This window comes from Streptomyces sp. NPDC014727, from assembly GCF_043083485.1.
Classification (GTDB): Bacteria; Actinomycetota; Actinomycetes; order Streptomycetales; family Streptomycetaceae; genus Streptomyces.
This window is the reverse complement of sequence record NZ_JBIBYR010000009.1, coordinates 152,505-173,595: the sequence shown is the minus strand read 5'-3', so window position 1 is coordinate 173,595 and position 21,091 is coordinate 152,505. Positions and strand designations below refer to the sequence as shown.

The 21,091-nt window shown below is 70.2% G+C and carries 16 protein-coding genes; 5 read left to right on the top strand and 11 right to left on the bottom strand.

Features of this window, described 5'->3' with window-relative positions; all coding sequences use genetic code 11:
• Positions 1 to 37: 37 nt before the first annotated feature.
• Positions 38 to 1,114: a DUF2637 domain-containing protein gene (locus tag ACF1B9_RS16850; protein WP_391740584.1), complete on the top strand. Its 1,077-nt coding sequence runs from the start codon at positions 38 to 40 to the stop codon at positions 1,112 to 1,114.
• Positions 1,115 to 1,159: 45 nt separating this feature from the next.
• Here ACF1B9_RS16850 and ACF1B9_RS16845 read toward each other — a convergent pair whose 3' ends face one another.
• On the bottom strand, positions 1,160 to 1,522 hold the full coding sequence (locus ACF1B9_RS16845; RefSeq protein ID WP_391740762.1) for an ATP-binding protein: 363 nt from the start codon (positions 1,520 to 1,522) through the stop codon (positions 1,160 to 1,162).
• A 489-nt stretch (positions 1,523 to 2,011) separates the two neighbouring features.
• Between ACF1B9_RS16845 and ACF1B9_RS16840 the strand changes: the two genes are divergently transcribed.
• A complete protein-coding gene (locus tag ACF1B9_RS16840; RefSeq protein WP_391740583.1) occupies positions 2,012 to 2,410 on the top strand; it encodes a ribonuclease domain-containing protein in 399 nt (132 codons plus the stop codon).
• A 96-nt stretch (positions 2,411 to 2,506) separates the two neighbouring features.
• On the top strand, positions 2,507 to 2,896 hold the full coding sequence (locus ACF1B9_RS16835; RefSeq protein WP_391740582.1) for a barstar family protein: 390 nt from the start codon (positions 2,507 to 2,509) through the stop codon (positions 2,894 to 2,896).
• A gap of 99 nt (positions 2,897 to 2,995) precedes the next feature.
• Here ACF1B9_RS16835 and ACF1B9_RS16830 read toward each other — a convergent pair whose 3' ends face one another.
• Complete coding sequence (locus ACF1B9_RS16830) at positions 2,996 to 5,380, bottom strand: M9 family metallopeptidase (protein WP_391740581.1); 2,385 nt, start codon at positions 5,378 to 5,380, stop codon at positions 2,996 to 2,998.
• 337 nt (positions 5,381 to 5,717) lie between these two features.
• Here ACF1B9_RS16830 and ACF1B9_RS16825 point away from each other — a divergent pair, with 337 nt between their 5' ends.
• Complete coding sequence (locus ACF1B9_RS16825; RefSeq protein ID WP_391740580.1) at positions 5,718 to 7,190, top strand: aminopeptidase P family protein; 1,473 nt, start codon at positions 5,718 to 5,720, stop codon at positions 7,188 to 7,190.
• Positions 7,191 to 7,328: 138 nt separating this feature from the next.
• On the opposite strand, the gene ACF1B9_RS16820 is transcribed toward ACF1B9_RS16825, so the two are convergent.
• The 7 genes from ACF1B9_RS16820 to ACF1B9_RS16790 all read right to left on the bottom strand — a co-directional run bounded on the left by ACF1B9_RS16820 (position 7,329) and on the right by ACF1B9_RS16790 (position 14,211).
• Positions 7,329 to 8,057 (bottom strand): GntR family transcriptional regulator, encoded by a 729-nt coding sequence (locus ACF1B9_RS16820; protein WP_391740579.1) that lies wholly within the window; start codon positions 8,055 to 8,057, stop codon positions 7,329 to 7,331.
• 88 nt (positions 8,058 to 8,145) lie between these two features.
• The gene (locus ACF1B9_RS16815; RefSeq protein ID WP_391740578.1) at positions 8,146 to 9,090 is read right to left on the bottom strand and encodes an ornithine cyclodeaminase family protein; all 945 of its coding nucleotides are present in this window, start codon (positions 9,088 to 9,090) and stop codon (positions 8,146 to 8,148) included.
• Positions 9,087 to 10,088, bottom strand: a complete 1,002-nt coding sequence (locus tag ACF1B9_RS16810) for a proline racemase family protein (RefSeq protein ID WP_391740577.1) — start codon at positions 10,086 to 10,088, stop codon at positions 9,087 to 9,089. Before ACF1B9_RS16810 ends, ACF1B9_RS16815 begins: the two co-directional genes overlap by 4 nt.
• 109 nt (positions 10,089 to 10,197) lie before the next feature.
• Positions 10,198 to 11,106 carry a dihydrodipicolinate synthase family protein gene (locus tag ACF1B9_RS16805; RefSeq protein ID WP_391740576.1) on the bottom strand — a complete coding sequence of 303 codons (909 nt, stop codon included), beginning with the start codon at positions 11,104 to 11,106 and terminating at the stop codon, positions 10,198 to 10,200.
• A gap of 124 nt (positions 11,107 to 11,230) precedes the next feature.
• A complete protein-coding gene (locus ACF1B9_RS16800; RefSeq protein ID WP_391740575.1) occupies positions 11,231 to 12,697 on the bottom strand; it encodes an FAD-dependent oxidoreductase in 1,467 nt (488 codons plus the stop codon).
• On the bottom strand, positions 12,678 to 13,004 hold the full coding sequence (locus ACF1B9_RS16795; protein ID WP_391740574.1) for a (2Fe-2S)-binding protein: 327 nt from the start codon (positions 13,002 to 13,004) through the stop codon (positions 12,678 to 12,680). The genes ACF1B9_RS16800 and ACF1B9_RS16795 overlap by 20 nt, the downstream gene beginning before the upstream one ends.
• Before the next feature lie 40 nt (positions 13,005 to 13,044).
• Positions 13,045 to 14,211: an NAD(P)/FAD-dependent oxidoreductase gene (locus ACF1B9_RS16790; protein WP_391740573.1), complete on the bottom strand. Its 1,167-nt coding sequence runs from the start codon at positions 14,209 to 14,211 to the stop codon at positions 13,045 to 13,047.
• Positions 14,212 to 14,367: 156 nt separating this feature from the next.
• On the opposite strand from ACF1B9_RS16790, the gene ACF1B9_RS16785 reads away from it, so the two are divergent.
• On the top strand, positions 14,368 to 17,664 hold the full coding sequence (locus ACF1B9_RS16785; RefSeq protein WP_391795922.1) for an alpha-mannosidase: 3,297 nt from the start codon (positions 14,368 to 14,370) through the stop codon (positions 17,662 to 17,664).
• A 50-nt stretch (positions 17,665 to 17,714) separates the two neighbouring features.
• On the opposite strand, the gene ACF1B9_RS16780 is transcribed toward ACF1B9_RS16785, so the two are convergent.
• Both ACF1B9_RS16780 and ACF1B9_RS16775 read right to left on the bottom strand, forming a co-directional pair.
• Entirely contained in the window at positions 17,715 to 19,457 is a 1,743-nt protein-coding gene (locus ACF1B9_RS16780) for a pyruvate dehydrogenase (RefSeq protein WP_391740572.1), read from the bottom strand.
• Positions 19,458 to 19,522: 65 nt separating this feature from the next.
• Complete coding sequence (locus tag ACF1B9_RS16775) at positions 19,523 to 20,965, bottom strand: protein phosphatase 2C domain-containing protein (RefSeq protein ID WP_391740571.1); 1,443 nt, start codon at positions 20,963 to 20,965, stop codon at positions 19,523 to 19,525.
• Between the last annotated feature and the right edge of the window lie 126 nt (positions 20,966 to 21,091).

Sequence of the window (21,091 nt, the reverse complement as noted above, 5' to 3'; positions counted from 1 at the left end):
GCGCCCGAAATGCCCTACGCGACGCAAGGGACCGCGCATGAGACTGACCGACATATCGCTGAATTGGCTGCTTCCGGGCGCCGTGCTGCTCGTGGGGGTCCTGGCGGCGGTGGCGGTGGTCGTACGCGGCAAGCGTGCCGCTGACAATTCCGCTGCCGACGACAGCTGGGAACGCAGCGAGGAGCGTCGCAGACGCAAGGAGGCGCTGTATGCCACCGCCTCGTACGTCCTGCTGTTCTGCTGCGCGGCGGTCGCCGCGGCGCTCTCCTTCCACGGGCTCGTCGGTTTCGGCGAGCAGAACCTCGGCCTCTCCGGTGGCTGGGAGTATCTCGTTCCGTTCGGCCTGGACGGGGCCGCCATGTTCTGTTCCGTGCTCGCGGTGCGCGAGGCCAGTCACGGTGACGCGGCGCTCGGTTCTCGGCTGCTGGTATGGCTGTTCGCCGGTGCGGCCGCCTGGTTCAACTGGGTGCACGCCCCGCGCGGCATCGACCACGCCGGCGCGCCGCAGTTCTTCGCGGGGATGTCGCTCTCGGCGGCCGTGCTCTTCGACCGGGCACTGAAGCAGACCCGCCGGGCCGCGCTGCGCGAGCAGGGCCTGGTGCCCCGTCCACTGCCGCAGATCCGGATCGTACGGTGGCTGCGCGCCCCCCGGGAGACCTTCGGCGCCTGGTCGCTGATGCTGCTGGAGGGCGTACGCACTCTGGACGAGGCGGTCGAGGAGGTACGTGAGGACCGGCGGGAGAAGGAGCAGAACCGTCTGCGCAGGAAGGACCAGGTCAAGCTGGACCGGGCCCGCATCAAGGCACTGAACCGGCAGAACCGGGCCTGGCGCCGGGTCGGCCGGGGTGGGACCCAGGTGGACGTCCAGGCCATCGCCCCGTCGACGGCTTCCGCTCAGTCCACCGTGGAGCCTGCCCTATCCGAGCCGGGACAACTGCCCTTGCGTGCACGGCCCTCCCTGCAGGCCGTGACGGGTCCGGCCCGAGAGGCATCGGACCGAAACCCCGGTGAACCGATCACCGTCGACCTCACCGCCGAGGACGACACCCAGGCACTGCCCCGGCTCGATTCGCTGGAGCGGAAACTGAAGGACCTGGAGCAGCAGTTCGGCTGATCCGTCCGCCGCACAAGGCCCTGACGGCCCGGTTCTCCCGGGCTCTCAGGGCCTTTCGCCGTCCAGTTCGAACCAGACGACCTTGCCCAACGCCTGCGCGCCGACCCCCCAGGCATCCGCGAGATTCCGCACCAGGACCAGCCCTCGGCCGTGCGTACCGTCGTCGGCGTTCGGTACGTACGACGAGGACAGCCCGGACACGAAGTCACGCACCTCCACCCTCAGTCTGGCGGGCGCCACATTCACCGTGACGACCGCGCCGTGACGCGTATGGATCAGGGCATTGGTCACCAACTCACTGAGCAGCAGTTCCGCCACCTCGGCCGACTCCGGCCGCCATCGGTAGCGCAGGAACTCCCGCAACGCGCCGCGCACTTCGCTCACGCCCGCCAGATCGGTGTGGGCCAGTCTGCGATGCAGCCGGACCGGCCGCGGTCCCTGCTCCCCCGGCTCGCGCGCCGTCCCGTCCACCACGAAATCGGCCTCGCCCCGACGCTCCATCGTTTCCCCCGTACGCACAGTGAATCCCCCTGCTCGCCGTCTCGTCTTCCCGCGCCCTTGTCGTGTCCTGTCGTCGCGCCCTTGTTGTCGAGCCCCGTTGTCGCGCCTTGTTGTCGCCCTGCGGCTTCTCGTGTTCCGCTCGTTCCTTCCGGCTCCTTCTCGTTCCTTCCGGCTCCTTCTCGCCGAACGGCTTCGCGGAACGCCTCCACGGGGATGCATGCCCCACAGACCGGCCGCCACGCTTGTCGACTCATCAATAAATGAACTCTTCGGCCGAGCGGCCCACGAGCCTTCGGACACATCGGCGTCACATTTCCTCCTCTCCGGTTAACTCCCAAAAAATTCACAGCGGTTGGCGTTGACGGCACCATGTCTACGCGCGTCATCATGGTGGCTATGCGAATCCCCCCACGGATCACCACGCTCGGTGGCGCAGCCGCCCTCCTGTCCGTTCTCCTCGTCGGCGGCCCGGTCACCACGGCCACCGCCTCCCCCTCGTCCATCGACTCGGTCGGCAGCATCTGCTACTCGGCGCTGCCCTCCCAGGCGCACGACACCCTCGACCTGATCGACGCCGGCGGACCCTTCCCGTACTCGCAGGACGGTGCCGTCTTCCAGAACCGTGAAGGCGTCCTGCCCGGTCAGGGCACCGGCTACTACCACGAGTACACGGTCATCACCCCCGGCTCCCCGACCCGCGGCGCCCGTCGGATCGTCACGGGCGAAAAGGTGCGGGAGGACTACTACACCAGCGACCACTACGCCACATTCGACCTCATCGACCAGAGCTGCTGAAGGCTCAACCCTCCGGACCGATCCGCGCCGCAGCCCCCCCCACCTGCGGCGCGGATCACGGACCGGGGGAAGCGGGCGGACTTGTACGCTCCACCCATGACCGTGACCTATGTGATCGACGGCTCCCGGGTCACCGGCCTGGAGCAGTTCTGGAAAGTGATCGGCGAAGCGGTGAACGGGCCGGGCGGGTACTTCGGCCGCAACCTCGACGCCCTCGCGGACTGCCTCGGCGGCGGGATGGGCACTCCCGACGATGGCGACTTCGTCTTCGAGTGGCGGGACCACGCGTCCTCCGCACAGGCCCTGAGCCATGAGGAGACGGCGCGCTATCTGCGGCAGAGCCTGAGCCGGGTGCATCCCACCAACCGGGCGGCGGTCCAGCAGCGGCTGGACGAGGCCCTGGCGGGGCGGGGGCCGACGCTCTTCGACCTGATCACGGCGATCCTGGCGGACGACACGACCCCCGGCACGCTGCGGCTGTTGTGAGCCCGGGGCCGTGTCCGACGGGCGCGGCCCCCGGGCGACGGCACCGGCCGGCCGAGCGGGAACATCACTCGGCCGGCCGATACCGTGGGGGTCGCGGGATCAGAACTCGGTGGTGACCTTGGCGCCGTCGAACTTCTCGTTGCCGTAGAGGCTGATGAAGTGGTAGCCCGGCGCCGGGTTGTTGACGGTCAGGGTGTGCTCGTTGCCCGCCCCGACGGACTTGTCGGTGTAGACCTCGGTGGTCGCCCACTCCTTCGCGCTGTAGTAGAGGTCGGCGTCACCCGTGCCGCCGGAGGCGGTGATCTTCAACTGGGTGGTGCCCGCCGGGATGAGGACGGCCAGGTAGGCGTAGTCGCCCTTGACGGCCTTCAGCTCGCTGCGCATGCAGTTCCGGCCCAGCAACCTGGTGTCGGCGTCCTTGCACTCAGTGATCTCACCGGGCGGGTTGGTGGACCCGCTGCCGCAGGCACCGGCCACGCAGGCGGCCAGCCAGGTGTCCCAGTCGGCGTCGTAACGGCTGCCGATGGTCGACGTGAGCAGGGTGCGGGCGCCGTCCCAGTCGCCCTTGCGGTAGAGACCGAGCAGGGTGTCGACGTCCGAGCGGTGGGATTCGAGCATGTAACGGACGGCCAGGTAGCCCCAGTTGTACACGCGGGTCTGGTCGGCGTTCTCGTAGGTGGTGTCGAACAGGGTGCTCAGGCGGTAGGTGCGGTTCGCGGCCTGGGCGATGGCGGCCTCGTAGTCGAGCTTGCGGTACGAGTAGGAGACGAACTCAGCGAAGCCCTCGACCCACCAGACGGTCGGCGTGGTCATTCCGGCGGCGAAGTCGCCGTACATGTTGAAGCGGCCGTCGAGGTAGTGCGTGTACTCGTGGTTGAGGTTCCAGATCTGGAAGTCGGGGCGGGCCCACTCGGCCTCGTAGGCGATGAACCGGGGCTGGTTGCCCTCGGCCTTGGGGTCGCCCTCCAGGTACATGCCGCCGTTGTTGGTGTCGATGCCGAAGATCACTCCGGCGTAGGTCTGGTAGTCGGCGCTGGAGTCGAAGGCCACGACCTCGATGGTCTTGTTGTTGTCGTCGGCGACCGCGCCGTTGTCCCGGGCCACCTCATGGAAGTAGGCGTCCTGGTCGCGCAGGCTGGTGCAGCTGGCTTCGAGTTCCTCCGCGGCCATGTCCTGCGCCCGGATCGTGATGCTGTCGCTACAGGTGTGCTTCACCGGCAGGACGACCTTCTCGAGGCGCTCCGCGAGGTTGCAGGCGTCGTACTCCGCGCAGTTGTCCTTGTCGTAGGCGTCGACCATCTTGGCCAAATTGACCCAGAGCGGGGCGGTGGGGCCGTCGATGGAGCTCTTGCCCATCAGGTCGACCGCGAACGGACTCGCCTTGGCGCGCAGCGAGTCCTCCTTGAGGAAGCGGCCGAGTTCGAGTCCCGCGTTGGACACCAGGAACGACTGCTTGGTACCCAGCAGGTCGAGGTGGTTCGCGGCGAAGTCGCGCAGGGAGTTCAGCACGCTGGAATCGGCCTCGATGGCCCTGATGAACTCGGGCACCTGGTGCCCGCGGAACATGACCGTGTACACGCTGTTCACGGCGTTGAGCATGTACCAGGAGTCGTTGTACGACTCGTCGTAGTCGGCCAGCATCCGCTTGACGATGTTCAGGTAGCGGGCGTTCTTCCCGGCGCTGTCGACCAGGATGATCGCCTCGGACAGGCTCTCGCCGTTGGCGTCGGTGACGTCGAAGGCGTGCGAGGAGCCGAAGAAGCCGTCGAGCGCGCCCTGGATGGCCGTGCGCAGGCGCGGCCCGTACTCCCCGACGGTGTCGGGGTCGTAGTACTGGACGTAGTAGCCGGCCCGGAGGAAGAGGATCAGCTGGGGCATGCCGGTGCTGTCGTCACCCGGGTAGGAGGCTGACGCGTCGCGCATCGCATCGGCGATGGTGACCATCTGGTCCTCGCGGAAGGCGTGGTAGCCGTCCTGGCCCTGGAGACGGAACAGCGTGTTGACGCAGTCGGTGGTCGCTGCCTTGACCTTCTCGACCAGGGCGCTTCCGGTGTTGTTGGTGAAATCGGTGATGTTGCACTCGGCCGCGGCCTTGCCGAGCGTCTTGGCGCGGCGCTTCTCGGCCTTCATCGAAGGTGCCGGGTGGCTCGGAAGCGCGGTGGCCTGGTCGTCGTAGTCCCGCTTGAGCGCGTCCTTGGACGCGGACAGCGGCGGCTGGTCGGCGGCCTCGAGCGACTTGCGTTGGACGTGAGCGGCATCGTCGGCGGGTGCCGTCAGCGCCTCGGCGGTGGGGCCGCCGGGGTCCTCGGTCCGGGGTTCCGCCCGCTTCTGGGCGGCGTCCGAGGAGTGGGGGGTCACGGTCGACACGGCGGGGCGTGGCTCGACGGCCTGGCTCGGTGCCGTGAACAGGCCCACGCCCAGGCATGCTGCCAGGACCGCGGTGGACAATCCGGATATTCTTTGCCGAACCCTCAGGTTCTTCACGTGCCGCCTCCCAGCGGAGTGGTGACCGCGCGACAGGGCGCGGTTGTGGGGGAATGCAAGGGGTCGGAACCGGACCGAGTCCGACTGCACTCACGTCGTGACATGAACACGGTTCCTGCCGTCCTGCGCGCTGTACAATGGCACATGTCACATGTCCTTCGGAAGCCCTCTCACACACATTCATCTCGGCGACAACTTCCCGTCGCGACACGGGATTTGAGATGCGGCCCGCACGCACCGTCGCCACCACCGCTTTTCCGGCCGCCGAACCGCTGCGTCCCGACAGAGCCCGGAGCCCCGCGCCCGGGCGCCGACAGAGCCCTGAGGAGCAATGCCCGTGCCCCGTTCCCTCTCCGTGCCCCGCACCAGCAGTCACGACCTGCCGGTGTCACCCGCACTGGACACCTTCATGAGCACGGCGTGGGCGGACACCCCCTTGCCGGCGGACACTCGTGTCCCTTCCTACGACGTCACCCCCGCCCGCCGGGCCCGGTTGGCCGCCCGCTTCCCCGGCGAACGCCTGGTCATCCCGGCCGGTGCGCTCTCCGTCCGCTCCAACGACACCGACCACCGCTTCCGGCCGCACACCGGCTACGCCTGGCTCACCGGCCTCACCGGTGAGGACCAGGCCGGCCACGTCCTCGTGCTGGAACCGGACGGCGACGAGCGGCACGAAGCGGTGCTGTATCTGCGGCCCCGATCACCGCGCACCGGCCAGGAGTTCTACCGCGACCGCAGGTACGGGGAGTTCTGGGTAGGGCGCAGACCCGACCTGGCGGAGGCCGCCCGGCTGACCGGCGTCCGCTGCGCGCACCTGGACTCCTGGGAGAAGCTGCTCACCGGGCCGCAGCCACCGGTACGGGTACTGGCCGGGGTGGACCCTTCCGTCGACGAACTCCTGCGTTCCTGCCGTGCCTTCCCGCAAGGGCGCTCGGCGCCGGCCGGGCTCGAAGCGGTGCTCAGCGAGCTCCGGCTCGTCAAGGACCCCTGGGAGACCGGACAGTTGCAGCAGGCCGTCGACGCGACGACGGCGGGGTTCGAGGATGTGGTGCGAAGCCTGCCGCAGGCGCTGCGGCACCCGCGCGGCGAGCGCTGGATCGAGGGCGTCTTCGATCTGCGTGCCCGCGCGGAGGGCAACGGTCCAGGCTACTCCACGATCGCCGCGGCCGGGGCGCACGCCTGTGTCCTGCACTGGATCCGCAATGACGGCCCACTGGACCGCGACCAGTTGTTGCTTTTGGACGCCGGGGTGGAGACCGACTCGCTCTACACGGCCGACATCACCCGCACCCTGCCTCTGTCCGGCCGCTTCTCCCCCGTGCAGCGCACCGTCTACGAACTGGTGCTGGCCGCGCAGGACGCGGGCATCGCGGCCCTGCGTCCGGGGGCGCGATTCCGTGACTTCCATCTGGCGGCCATGCGGGTCATCGCCGAGGGGCTGCACGAGTGGGGCGTGCTGCCGATGTCCGCGGACGAGGCGCTCGATCCGGACAACGGCTTCTACCGCCGGTACACGCTCTGCAGCAGCGGCCACATGCTCGGCATGGACGTGCACGACTGTGCGCAGGCGCGTGCCGACACGTATCTGGACGGGCGCCTGGAAGCCGGTCAGGTGCTGACCGTGGAGCCCGGGCTCTACCTCCAGCCCGACGACGAGACACTGCCCCGGTCGCTGCGCGGGATCGGGGTGCGGATCGAGGACGACCTCGTGATCACGGCCGACGGCGCCCGTCTCATGTCGTCCGCGCTGCCGCGCACCGCCGACGGTATCGAGGAGTGGATGGCCTCGCTGCTGGAGACCGAGGCCTGATCTGCCGCGTCAACGGCCGTCATCACGGCGGCCGTTGAACAGCGAGGGACTGGGTGGGGGCAGGGCGGGCAGGAGGAGTCCATCGGGGCGAGGAACGAGCATCGGTGCGCGCCGTGAACTCCGGGCGGAACCGGTGGATCACTCCTCCGTGGCCGGCAGCGACACCCTTCTGATCTTCGTGCCTCCCGTGCCGGAGTCGTCGGCCTCCTCCTCGGCCCAGAGATTCCTGACATGTGACATATGGGCCAGCATGCACCTCTCGGCGCGCTCCGCGTCGCCCGCGATCAGGAGGTCGAGCAACTGGGCATGCTCCTCGGCCGACTGGACCAACAGCCCTCTTTCATCGAGCTGGTTCAGCCCGAAGAGGCGCGAGCGCTTGCGCAGATTGCCGACCTCCTCCACCAGGCGGCGGTTTCCCGCCAGGCCGAGCAGTTCGAGATGGAAGCGGCGGTCGGCCTCCAGATAGCCGAGGATGTCGTGTTCGGCGGCGGCCGCGACGATCGCCTGGGCGAGCGGCCTCAGCGCCTCCAGCTCCTTGGTCCGGCCCGTTCGAGCGATGCGGCCGACGGTGGGAACCTCGATCATGACCCGCAGCTCGGTGAAGTCGTCGAGATCCTGCTCGGTCAACTCCGTTATCCGGAAGCCCTTGTTGCGTACCGCTTCGACCAGGCCCTCACGAGCCAGGTCGAGCATGGCCTCCCGGACCGGGGTGGCGGAGACCCCGAAGTCGGCGGCGAGCGCGGGGGCGGAGTAGATCACGCCGGGCCGGAGTTCCCCTGCGATCAGGGCCGCCCTGAGGGCGTTGGCCACCCGGTCACGCAAGTGCTCCTGCGCGGAGATGGCGTTGAGCGTCGTCAGGCGGGCCATATGTGTTCCTCCAGCGCCGTGCGGGGCCTCAGGATACAATGCCGCGTTTCCGTCAGGGCCCGTCGTTCCGGCGCTGTGGACAACTCCCTCAGGACGCCGACTTCCGGTGCACCGCGGCGGCGACAGCGAGGTCTTCCCAGCCCATTCCGACGCTCTTGAAGAACCGGGGGCCCGTGGCCCCGGCCGACTGCCCGCCGGAGGCTCGACCGGTCACCAGCTCCGCGAGGTTGCCGCGGATGTCCTCGCCCCGGAAGGCCCCGCCCGCCATCGGGATCAGCAGATCGCCCGCCTCCGACAGCGCCGCCGACCGCGATTCGACGAAGACGGCGGAACGGGACACCAGAGCGGTGTCGACCTCCCGGGCATCGTGGGTGTGCGAGCCGACCGCGACGACCATCGCCCCGTCCGGTACGAGGGCACCGTCGAACAGCGGAGTGGCGGAGGTGGTGCAGCAGAGCACCAGATCGGCCGTGGCGATCTCCCCGGCGCCGTCCGCCCGCGCCACGCGGGCGTCCGCACCGAGCCGACGGGCGTGCTCGGCGAGTGCGTCGGCCCGGTGCGGGGTACGGCCGACCACGGTGACCCGTTCGACCCGGCGTTCCGCGAGCACCGCGGCGAGGTGCCCGTACGCCTGCGGGCCCGTTCCGAAGAGCACCATATGGTGCACGACGGGCCCGGTGAGGTGGCGGATCGCGAGTGCGGACACGGCCGGCGTGCGCAGGGTGGTGAGCGCGGCCCCGTCCAGCAGGGCGAGCGGCAGCAGGGTGGGGGCGTCGAGGAGCAGATAGCTTCCGGTGATCCGGGGCAGGTCTCGCGCCGGGTTGGCCGGGGCCACCCCGGCGATCTTCACTCCGGTCACCTGTTGCGTGGTGGCGGGCATGATCAACAGCTCCCCGCCCGGCACGTTGAGATGGTGCCGGGCCGGCGCCGTCTCCGGATCCAGTCCCCCGCGCAGTGCCGCCTCCAGTGCGTCCACGGCTCCGGTCGGTCCCAGGGCCTCGATGTCGTCGGCACCGAGCAGGGGCAGTTTCACAGCAGGAATCCTTCGGGGAAGGGGTCGGACGGGTTCAGGAAGAATTGTGCGGTACCGGTGATCCAGGCGCGGCCGGTGACGACGGGGACGACCGCCGGCAGCCCGCCCACGGTGGTCTCCTCGGCGAGGCGTCCGGTGAACGAGGTGCCGATGAACGACTCGTTCACGAAGTCGGTGTCCAGGGGGAGTTCACCGCGTGCGTGCAGCTGTGCCATGCGTGCCGAGGTGCCGGTCCCGCAGGGCGAGCGGTCGAACCAGCCGGGATGGATGGCCATCGCGTGCCGGGAGTGGCGTGCGTCGGACCCGGGTGCGATGAACTGCACGTGCTTGAGGCCGTGAATGTCCGGGTCCTCGGGATGGACGGGGCGGTCGGTGCCGTTGACCACGTCCATCAGGGCGAGTCCGGCGGCCAGGATGTCGTCCTTGCGCGCCCGGTCGAAGGGCAGCCCGAGGTCGGACAGCTGCACCATCGCGTAGAAGTTGCCGCCGTAGGCGAGGTCGTAGCGCACCGTCCCGTGGCCCGGTACGTCCGCCGTCCGGTCGAGCGCGACGCTGAACGCCGGAACGTTGGTCAGCGTCACGGCGGTGGCCGCGCCGTCGCGCACCGCCACGTCGACGCTGACGAGCCCGGCCGGGGTGTCCAGTCGTACGGTGGTGACGGGTTCGGTGACCTCCACCATGCCGGTCTCCACCAGAACGGTCGCCACCCCGATGGTTCCGTGCCCGCACATCGGCAGAAACCCGGAGACCTCTATGTAAAGGACGCCGAAGTCCGCGTCCGGCCGGGTGGGTGGCTGGAGGATCGCGCCGCTCATGGCCGCGTGGCCGCGCGGTTCGTACATGAGCAGGGTGCGCACGGCGTCCCGGTGCTGCTGGAAATAGCCGCGCCGTTCGGCCATCGTCGCACCGGGAATGGTGCCGATGCCTCCGGTGATGACGCGGGTGGGCATGCCCTCGGTGTGTGAGTCGACGGCATGGAAGATGTGACGTGTCTGCAAGGCTCCCCCTGGTTCGTCACGACGGACACGAAGAACACAAGAAACGGGACGGAACGCTACGGGCCGGGCCGGGCGTTCCGTCCCGGCGTACGGCGGCGGGGCGCCGCTCTCAGTCAAGGCCGCCGGCGACTGCCTTTTCCGTCGCGGCGCGTACGGCGGCCAGGTCGTCGGCGGGCAGCGGGAACCGCGGCGGCCGGGTGCGGCCCCCATGGCGTCCGACGACGTCCATGGATGCCTTGATGGCCTGGACGAACTCCGGCTTCGAGTCCCATCGAAGCAGCGGGTGCAGCTCCCGGTACAGCGGCAGGGCAGTCGCCATGTCACCGGCGACAGCGGCCCGGTACAGCTCGACGCAGCAGGACGGCAGCATGTTCGGGCAGCCCGCGATCCACCCGACGGCGCCGGCGAGCGCCAGTTCCAGCAGTACGTCGTCGGCACCCACGAGCAGGTCGAGGCCGGGCGCCTCCTCGGCGATCTCGTAACCCCTGCGGACGTCGCCGCTGAACTCCTTGACGGCCACGATGCTGCCGTCCCGGTGAAGTCGGGCGAGCAGTGCGGGGGTCAGATCCACCTTCGTGTCGAACGGGTTGTTGTACGCGACGACCGGCACTCCGACCTCGGCCACATCGGCGTAGTGGGCGCGCACCGCCTCCTCGTCGCAGCGGTATCCGTTGGGCGGCAGGAGCAGCACGGAACCGGCGCCCGCCTCTGCGGCCTGTTCCGCCCAGCGCCGTGACTCCGCGCTGCCGTACGCGGAGACGCCCGGCATGACGCGGCTGCCGTCGCCCGCGGCCTCGACTGCGACCCGGACCACCTGGTCGCGCTCGCTGTCGGTCAGGGTCTGGTACTCACCCAGTGAGCCGTTGGGCACCACTCCGTCGCAGCCCGCCTCGATGAGCTGCCGCACGTGGGTGGCGAAGGCGTCGTAGTCAATGGTGCTGTCCTCGCGCAGGGTGAGCGGGGTGGCGACCATGACCCCGTGCCAGGGGCGGGTGCGCGAGTCGGTGTTCGTCTGCATCGTGGCTCCTTGAGAGGTGTGACATGGCATGGCGTGGCAGAAATATGGACAAGGGGCGGCGAACGTTGCGCTCAAGTGCTCGCGGGAGACCGTCGGGCGTGCCGCCGGGTACCGAGTGGGGGACCTACCCGGGGCCGGACAGGTCGGCGAGCGTGGACAGCTTCACGGGGCAGGCCAACGGGCGCCGGTCGGGTCCGTCCGGCTCGTGTCCGACGCCGTGCGTGGCGGCGAGTTCACGGACGGCGAATCCGCACGTCCGGCCCTGGCACCACCCCATTCCGGCCCGGGTGAGCAGTTTGACCGTCCTGGCGTCACCGGCTCCCAGCTCCTCGCACGCCGTACGGATCCGGCCCGCGGTCACCTCCTCGCAACGGCAGACCTCCGTATCGCCGGTCAACCACCGGCTCCACCCGGTGCCCGGCCGGTGCACGGTCCCCATCAGCGCGGCGAAGGCCCGCAGGCGGCGCCGGGAGCGTCGCAGTACGGCCGCTCTGCGCGCTTCCGCCTTCCGTGCTCCGCCCCGTACCTCATGGATGATGGACAGTGCCGCCAACTCACCTTCACAGAAAGCGAGTTCGACGCCGCCGACGCCACCGACCTCGCCGGCCGCCCAGACCCCGGGGACGGTGGTCCTGAGCTGTTCGTCCAGGGTGACCGCGTGCGTTCCGTCGGGGCCCGGACGCGTACCGCAGCCGGCTGCCACGGCGAGTTCCAGCTGCGGCACGAGCCCGTGTCCCACGGCGAGCGCGTCGCAGGCGATCCGGCGGCCGGACCCCGCGACGGGACGCCACTGGCGGTCCACCCTGCTGACGGTCACCGCCTCCACCCGCTCGTCGCCGTGCACCTCGGTGACCGCCCGATGGCTCAGCACCGGGACCCGGGCACGGGCCAGCCCCGCCGCGAACCGGGCCCCTTGCGCCGCCTTGCCGGGGTTGACGGCCAGCACCCGGGGAGCACGGGCGTACGCTCCGTAGCCGGCGGCCTCGACCAGCGCCGGGACGCGTGCCCCCGCACGCGTCAGCGAGAGGGCGACCGCCTGCAGGAGCGGCCCGCTCCCCGCGACCACGATCCGGCGCCCCGGCAGCACCAGCCCCGACTTGAGCATCGCCTGCGCCCCCGCCGCGCCCACCACCCCGGGAAGTGTCCATCTCGGAAAGGGCAGTTGACGCTCGTGGGCACCCGTCGCCAGGAGCATCCGGCGGGCCCTGATGGCGCTGCGGGCCTCCTCCTCGGCCCCGGTGACCGCGTGCAGGATCCAGTCCCCGTCACCGGTTCGTTCGACCGTCCACACCTGGTGGCCGGTGAGATGGCGGATCGAGCCGGTCTCGCGGTGTGCGGCCAGCCGCGCGGAGAGTTCCGTGAAGGCGCGCCAGCCGTGGTGGAGGGCCTCGGGCCGGGTGGCGCCGAGTCCGTCGGCCGGGCTGCGGTAGTACTGCCCGCCTGGCGCGGCGGCCGCGTCGAGCAGAATCACGTCGAGCCCGTGGTCGGCAGCGGTGACGGCAGCGGCCAGACCTGCCGGTCCCGTGCCCACCACCGCGATTTCGGCGCGGCCGGTCTCCCGCGCCCGTGGCTCATCCGTCGAGTGCGGCATGCCCGTCGCCCTCCTGTGTGGTGATGGCGTCGCCCGGCTTCGCGGGCAGCAGGCACGCACGCTGGTTGGGCCGGCCGTTGACGGTGGCCAGGCAGTCGTAGCAGGCGCCGATGCCGCAGAAGGCGCCCCGCGGACGGCCGTGGACCCGGGTGGTGCGCCAGGTCAGGATGCCCGCCGACCAGAGTGCGACGGCGACGGTCTGGCCCGGCAGTCCGCGGATCGGGCGGCCGTCGAAGGTCAGCTGGAACTCCGTTTCGGGCGCGGCCCCGACGAGTTCGGCGGGGGTACGTGCACGGGTGCGTCTCACTGGGTCCTCTCCTGGGGCGTGGGCGCCCCGCTCTCCACCGTCACGTGACATGGCTTGTGGCATCGAACCGCTCGGGTGCGAACGGTGCCAGATCGAGTGCGGGCCGCTTTCCCTCGATCGCGTCGGCGATCAGCCGTCCGGTCGCGGGCGCCAGCCCGATCCCGGCCCCCTCATGACCGCAGGCGTGGAAGAGCCCCGGCACCCGGGGGTCCGGACCGATCGCAGGTAGGTGATCGGGCAGGTAGGGGCGGAATCCGTGGTAGGCGCGCATCACCCGTACGTCGGCGAGTACGGGGAAGAGCGCGGCGGCCCGGGCCGCCAGCCGGGCGACCACCGGAACGGACAACGTCCGGTCGAAGCCGACCCGTTCGCGGCTCGCCCCGATGAGTACCGGCCCCGACGGCGTGCCCTCCACCACGGGCGAGGTCTGCAACGCGGCGGACCCGCTCGAAACATCGGCCACGTACTCCGCCGCGTAGACCTTGTGCCGGATCAGCCGCGGCAGTGGTTCGGTGACCAGCACGAACCCTCGGCGCGGCAGGACCGGCAGGTTCACCCCGGCCAGTGCGGCCAGGTCACCGCCCCAGGTGCCCGCCGCGTTGACCACGACGGGGGCGTGCAGTTCGCCCCGCGCCGTGCGTACCCCGGATACGGCGCCCTCCCGGTCCCTGAGTATTCCGACCACCTCCTGACCAGGGCGGACCAGCGCGCCGGCCCGGACGGCCGAACGCAGCAACTCGGCTGCGGCCAGGGCCGGATGGACCTGTGCGTCCTGCGGGTAGTGGCAGCCGCCGGCCAGCTCCGGTGCGAGGTGGGGCTCGATGTCGCGGAGCCGGTCAAAGGTGACATGGTGCGCCTCGACGCCCGCCGCACGCTGACCGGCGGCCGTCGCGGACAGGGCGGCCAGGGAGTCCTCGGATGCCGCGACGACCACACCGCCCTTCAGCTCGTACTCGATGTCCGGGGGCAGCTCCCCGGACAGTTGTTGCCACAACGTGGCGGAGAGCAGGGCCAGTTCAAGCTCCGGTCCCGGCACTTTGTCGGAGACGAGGAGGTTGCCCTCGCCGGCTCCGGTGGTGCCGCCGCCCACCGGCCCGCGGTCGACGACGGCTACGGACAGTCCGGACCGGGAGGTGTAGTAGGCGCAGGCCGCACCGACCACTCCGGCCCCGACGATGATGACATCCAAGGGGTGTCTCGTGAGCACGGCAGTAATATGTCACATTGCTTAAGGGGCGCCAAGGGTGCGCACAGGGCCAGTTGATCAACCGTCACCCCGTCGCACGGCTCGCAGGGGTGCCGGGCCGGTCGCCGGGGAAGTGGAGCCATGGACACTCGCAGGCGCCGACCCCTTGGAGCCGTGATGCACGACGACCGCACCCTGGTGGAGGACCGCCTCGAACGCGCCCTTCACCAGTTCATCCGCCCCGCCCAGTACTCTGCCCGCACCCCGCTCGCGCTCTCGGTGCGGCACCTCCCCGGCGAACCCGTTCCGGTGGCCCAGGTCCTCGGGGAGCCGTTCGAGCCGTTCAGCGCGGGAACCGAGTGGGGGAAGCCGTGGTCCACCAGCTGGTTCCGGCTTGTGGGGACCGTTCCCGAGGAGTGGGCGGGGCGGCGGGTCGAGGTGGTCGTCGATCCCGGCTTCTCCGGTCAGGGGCCGGGCTTCCAGACCGAGGGCATGCTGTACGACGCCTCGGGCGTCCCCATCAAGGGCGTCCATCCGCGCAATCGCCATCTGACGCTGGCCTCCCCGGCCGCGGGCGGCGAGCCGGTCTCGCTGCTGCTGGAGGCGGCGGCCAACCCGGCCGTCCTGGACCACGGCTTCGCGCCGACGCCGCTCGGGGACGTCACGACGGCCGGCGACCGGCCGCTCCACCGGTTCGCCTCCGCGGACTTGGCGGTTCTGGACGAGGAGGTCTGGCATCTCGTCCTGGACATCGAGGTGCTCTCCGAGCTGATGCGGGAACTCCCCCTCGAGCGCTCTCGACGGCACGAGATCCTGCGGTCGCTGGAGCGCATGCTCGATGCGCTGGATCTGCACGATGTGGCGGGCACTGCGCGGGCCGGCCGGGACGAGCTGGCCGAAGCGCTGTCCCGTCCGGCTGCGGCGAGCGCGCACCGGATCTCGGCCATCGGGCATGCGCACATCGACTCGGCGTGGCTGTGGCCGCTGCGCGAGACAGTGCGCAAGGCATCGCGCACCTTCGCCAATGTCACCGCGTTGACCCAGGACTATCCGGAGCTCGTCTTCGCCGCGTCGCAGGCTCAGCAGTACGCATGGGTGAAAGAGCATCAGCCGCACATCTGGGAGCGCGTCAAGCAGGCCGTAGCAGGAGGCCGGTGGACGCCCGTCGGATCGATGTGGGTGGAGTCCGACGCGAATATGCCGGGCGGCGAGGCGCTGGCCCGGCAGCTCGTGCACGGCAAGCGGTTCTTCGCACAGGAGCTGGGGGTGGATACCGAGGAGATCTGGCTGCCGGACTCGTTCGGCTACACCGGCGCGTTCCCTCAGCTGGCGCGACTGGCGGGGGTGAAGTGGTTTCTGACCCAGAAACTGTCCTGGAACCAGAGCAATGAAATGCCACATCACACCTTCTGGTGGGAGGGCATCGACGGGACCAGGGTCTTCACCCACTTCCCACCCGTGGACACCTACAACGCACAGCTCCATGGCCACGAACTCGCCCACGCCGAAAAGAACTTCGCGGAGAAGGGCCTCGCGACCCGCTCCCTCGTGCCGTTCGGCTGGGGCGACGGCGGGGGCGGCCCCACTCGCGAGATGCTGGAGAAGGCGCGCAGGCTCAGAGATCTGGAGGGTTCGCCCCGGGTCGGGATCGAGAGCCCGCCCGTGTTCTTCGCGACGGCCGAGGCGGAGTACGGAGCGCACGCACCGGTCTGGTCGGGCGAGCTGTATCTGGAGCTGCACCGGGGCACGTACACCACTCAGGCCAAAACCAAACAGGGCAATAGGCGCAGCGAACACCTCTTGCGCGAGGCGGAGTTGTGGGCGACTGCGGCGACGCTGCGTTCACCGGGCCACCGCTACCCGTACGAGACGCTGGACCGGCTGTGGAAGACAGTACTGCTCCATCAGTTCCATGACATCCTTCCCGGTTCGTCGATCGCCTGGGTGCACCGCGAGGCGCGCGAGACCTATGAAATGGTGCGGAGGGAACTGGCCGATGTGGTGGCGAACGCGGTGGCGGCACTGGGTGGGACAAGGGGCCTGGTAGCGCTCAACTCCTCTCCGTATCAGCGCAGTCAGGTGATGGAGCTGGACGCGGAGGTGAGTGCGGTGCTGCCCTCGGGCGCGTACGCACAGCCGCTGGGCGGCGGGCGCACAGCGGTGCTGGCGCAGGCCCCCGGCCTGGGCGCGGGCCGGCTGGACGGCTCGGCGGTCCCCGAGCACGCGGTCACGGCGATCCGATACACGGGCGGGCCTGCGACGGATCGGGCGGACGAGCCCACGAAATCCGGGCCCGGGAGCGGGCCGACGACCCAAACGGCACCGAAACCGACGAACGGGCCGATGGACAGGTCGTCGGGCGGGCATACGGATCGGCCGGCGGAACGGCCGGTCGATGGGGCGGCGGACAGGCCGAAGAACGGGCCGGCGGGCGGGGGCTTCGTGCTCGACAACGGACTGTTGCGTGTCGTCGTCGACGGCGACGGGCTGATCGCCGCCGTGCGCGATCTCGGCGCGGGACGGGACGTGCTCGTCCCCGGCCATCGGGCCAACCTCCTCCAGTTGCATCCGGATCACCCCAATCACTGGGACGCGTGGGACATCGACCGGCACTACCGCCGCACCCACACCGATCTCACCGAGGCCGACTCCGTCGAGCTCATCGAGGAGGGGCCGTTGCGGGCCGCCGTCCGCGTGACGCGGTCGTTCGGGGCGTCGCGCCTCGCGCAGGAGATCCGACTGACCGCGGACAGCCGGCGGATCGACATCGACACGGAGGTGGACTGGCAGGAGTCGGAGAAGGTCCTCAAGGCGTCGTTCCCGCTCGATGTGCATGCCGAACGGTCCACGGCCGAGATCCAGTTCGGGCACATCCACCGGCCCACGCACGACAACACCAGCTGGGACGCGGCCCGCTTCGAGATCTGCGCCCATCGCTGGCTCCGGGTCGCCGAGCCGGGCTACGGCATCGCCCTGCTCAACGACTCGACGTACGGGCACGACGTGACCCGGACCCCGCACGTCGCGGGCCTGGGCACGACCGTACGACTGACGCTGCTCCGCGCCCCGCACAGTCCGGACCCGGAGACCGACCTCGGCAGGCACCGGCTCGGATACGCGCTGGCCCCGGGCAGCGAGGTCACGGATGCGGTGCAGGAGGGGCTGGCACTCAATCTGCCCTTGCGAGCGGCGGTGGCGCCGACCCTGCCGTCACTGATCAGCACCGGGCATCCGGCGGTCACGGTGGAGTCGGTGAAGCTCGCCGAGGACCGCAGCGGCGACGTCGTCGTGCGGCTGTACGAATCGGCGGGCGGGCGCGCCCCCACGACGATGCGGGTCGGGTTCCCCGTCGTGCGGGCCCGGATCACCGACCTGCTGGAACGGCCGCTGCACGAGGCGGACACCGATGAGCACGGTCTCGTACTGTCGCTGCGGCCGTTCCAGATCCTGACGGTGCGGCTGACCCCTGCGTGAGGTGTGACATCCCGCCCCCTCGCGGCCCTCCCGGCCCGCGGGTTGGTTCATCAGGGGCGGGGCACGTTCCGCAGGTTGGAACGGGCCATCTGGAGCATCCGGCCCACTCCCCCGTCCAGCACGATCTTGCTGGCGGAGAGCGCGAAGCCGGTCACCATCTCCGCACTGATCTTCGGCGGGATGGAGAGCGCGTTGGGGTCGGTGACGACGTCGACGAGTGCCGGGCCCTTGTGCTTGAAGGCGTCCTTGAGGGCGCTTTCGAGCTGCTTGGGCTTCTCCACCCGTACGCCGTACGCCCCGGCGGCTCGGGCGATGGCCGCGAAGTCCGGGTTCTTGTTGGTCGTACCGAACGAGGGCAGGCCGGCGACCAGCATCTCCAGCTCGACCATGCTCAGAGAGGAGTTGTTGAACAGCACGACTTTCACCGGGAGGTCGTACTGCACCAGGGTGAGGAAGTCCCCCATCAGCATGGTGAATCCACCGTCGCCGGACATCGACACCACCTGCCGGTTCCGGTCGATGAACTGGGCACCGATGGCCTGCGGCAGCGCGTTGGCCATCGAGCCATGACTGAACGAACCGATGACACGGCGCTTGCCGTTGGGTGAGAGATAGCGCGCGGCCCACACGTTGCACATGCCGGTGTCGACGGTGAACACGGCATCCTCGTCGGCCAGGTCGTCCAGCACCGAGGCGACGTACTCCGGATGGATCGGGATGTGCTTCTCGACCTTGCGGGTGTACGCCTTGACGACGCCCTCCAGCGCGTCGGCGTGCTTCTTCAGCATCCGGTCGAGGAATTTGCGGTCGGTCTTGGCCTGCACCCGCGGGGTCAGAGAGCGCAGGGTCTCGCGGACATCGCCCCAGACCGCCAGGTCCAGCTTGGAGCGGCGGCCGAGGTGCTCGGGGCGCACATCGACCTGGACGATCTTCACATCGGTGGGGAGGAAGGCGTTGTAGGGGAAGTCGGTACCGAGCAGGATGAGGAGATCGCACTCGTTCGTCGCCTCGTAGGCGGCGCCGTAGCCGAGCAGCCCGCTCATTCCGACGTCGTACGGGTTGTCGTACTGGATCCACTCCTTGCCGCGCAGTGCGTGCCCGACCGGAGCCTTCACCCGCTCGGCGAACTCCATCACCTCGGCGTGGGCGCCCGCGGTGCCGCTGCCGCAGAACAATGTCACACGTTTCGCCTCGTCGACCATCCTGCAGAGCTTCTCGATCTCCTCGTCCCCGGGCCGTACCGTCGGCCGCGAGGTGACCAGGGCGTGCTCGATCGACTTCTCCGGCGCCGGCTGCGATGCGATGTCACCCGGCATGGTGACGACGCTGACCCCGCCTCGTCCGATCGCGTGCTGAATGGCGGTCTGGAGCAGCCGGGGCATCTGCTGCGGGTTGGAGATCATCTCGTTGTAGTGACTGCACTCCTGGAAGAGCAGCTCCGGATGGGTCTCCTGGAAGTAGCCGAGACCGATCTCGCTCGAAGGGATGTGCGAGGCGAGGGCGAGGACCGGTGCCATGGAGCGGTGGGCGTCGTAGAGACCGTTGATGAGGTGCAGATTTCCGGGGCCGCAGGAGCCGGCACAGGCCGCCAGAGAGCCGGTGATCTGGGCCTCGGCCCCGGCGGCGAACGCGGCGGTCTCCTCGTGCCTGACCTGGATCCAGTCGATGGCCGAGTTGCGGCGGATGGCGTCGACGACCGGGTTGAGGCTGTCGCCGACGACGCCGTACATACGCTTGACGCCCGCCCGGGCGAGGATGTCGACGAACTGCTCCGACACGTTCTGCTTGGCCATGGGTGCATACCCTTTCCGCGCTTCGGCTTCCGGATTCCGCATCCATCAACCCATGACGCGGGCGGTTACGCCTCCCAGACGCCGACACTCGTACGGTCGTCGGAGTACCCCTCCACCCTGAGCTGGGTGTCCGCGAGGTAGGTCGCGAGCCCGGGTGCCAGGTCGTCGCTCCAGCGTTCGGCGAGCTCCCGGGCCAGCGCGGGCTCGCCGCGCAGCGGCTCGGCGAGCCCGGTGCTGCACAGCAACAGCGTGTCGCCCGGCCGGGCCACCGCGGCCCGGAACCGGAACGGTTCCACGGGCGACGGCCGCGGGCTCGCCGCGTACGAGGACGGGTGTGCGGTGGTCCCCGGATCCATGGTGAGGCCCTCACTGCCGGAATCACTGCCGCGGACGCCCTCGGGGCCGCTCTCGGAACCTCTCCGGGGGCCGCTCACGGGGGGCGGGGGGCCGAATCCGGCCATGGCTTCGCCGACGGCGCCCCCGGCACCACCGGCGTCCGGAACCTCCGGTTCGAGGTCCTGCCAGACACCGTCGCGCAGCCGGAAGAGCCCACCGGCTCCGACGCCGAAGAAGATCCTGGTACGACAGTCGGGATCGGCCGAGAGCAGGAGGCAGCGCAGGTCCGCCGTGTACTCGCGCGGTTCGATCCCGAGTTCGGCGGCGCGGGCACGCAGCTTCCCGTAACCACGGTCGGTGAGGCGGTGCAGGCCGGACTTGAGATCTTCGCGGCGGCCCGCCCTTATGTCCTCGGCGAGCCTCGCATGACTACGGCCCACAGCACCGCCGATCCAGCGGCAGGCATCGGCCGCCGCCAGATGTGCCCGCCCGGTGGCCCGAGCCCCGGTGGCGACGGCGACCAGGACGAGCGCGTTCCTCTCGGTGCCGAAGCGCACGGTGAGCAGTGCGTCGCGGCGGGGGTCGCCCCGGAACCGTGCGGAGTCCCCGCGCACGGAGGCGGCGCGCAGGGTGTACGTCCCGTAGCGGGCGCCGTCGAGCACGGTGTCGGCGACGATCCCGTCCAGCTCCTGGGGGACGGTGGCGGGCAGCGTGGTGGGCTCGGCGTCGTAGGTCGGCGGCCGGTCACCCACATGGCCGATCACGGTGCGTGCGGCGGGCGCTGGTTGGAGCGGGTCCGAGAACGGTGTCGGTTCCAGGGACGACTGCGGTGGCTCCGGCGGCGGTTTCGGGGACGACTGCCGCTCCGGAAGCAGGGGCAGGTCCGGTGCCGGAGACCGATCAGCGGCGGTCGGGGCCGGAGAACCGACGAGAGTGGGCGGGGCCGCGGACGTACGGGGCTGCGGCAGTGCGGCCGGGGGCGCCTCCGGCTCCTCGACCGCCGCGCCGTTCCCTCCGTGCCCGCCCGAACCCACCGTGCCCGAAGCCGAGTCGAAGCGGTCGTCGAGGCTGTCGCCCGCATCGCTCGCCCCGGTGTCCCGGGCGGTCTCGTCGTACAGCCTGCGCCACCAGTCGTCCTCATGGGCGGCGGGCGTCTCCCCCTGCTGACTCATGCCCTTATTGTCCACCGCACGGCCCGTACGAAAACGGGGCATCCGGAAAAAGTGGCCATGCGAAAGGTCCGCCGGGCGGCCCCACCCCCCACGGGAAGGACGCCCGGCGGACCGGTCAGGACGTGA

Coding starts and splice junctions, on each gene's coding strand:
- ACF1B9_RS16775 (WP_391740571.1), bottom strand. CDS start 20,965: ATGAGTCAGCAGGGGGAGACGCCCGCCGCCCATGAGGACGACTGGTGG.
- ACF1B9_RS16785 (WP_391795922.1), top strand. CDS start 14,368: ATGCACGACGACCGCACCCTGGTGGAGGACCGCCTCGAACGCGCCCTT.
- ACF1B9_RS16840 (WP_391740583.1), top strand. CDS start 2,012: ATGCGAATCCCCCCACGGATCACCACGCTCGGTGGCGCAGCCGCCCTC.
- ACF1B9_RS16850 (WP_391740584.1), top strand. CDS start 38: ATGAGACTGACCGACATATCGCTGAATTGGCTGCTTCCGGGCGCCGTG.
- ACF1B9_RS16835 (WP_391740582.1), top strand. CDS start 2,507: ATGACCGTGACCTATGTGATCGACGGCTCCCGGGTCACCGGCCTGGAG.
- ACF1B9_RS16820 (WP_391740579.1), bottom strand. CDS start 8,057: ATGGCCCGCCTGACGACGCTCAACGCCATCTCCGCGCAGGAGCACTTG.
- ACF1B9_RS16800 (WP_391740575.1), bottom strand. CDS start 12,697: ATGCCGCACTCGACGGATGAGCCACGGGCGCGGGAGACCGGCCGCGCC.
- ACF1B9_RS16780 (WP_391740572.1), bottom strand. CDS start 19,457: ATGGCCAAGCAGAACGTGTCGGAGCAGTTCGTCGACATCCTCGCCCGG.
- ACF1B9_RS16805 (WP_391740576.1), bottom strand. CDS start 11,106: ATGCAGACGAACACCGACTCGCGCACCCGCCCCTGGCACGGGGTCATG.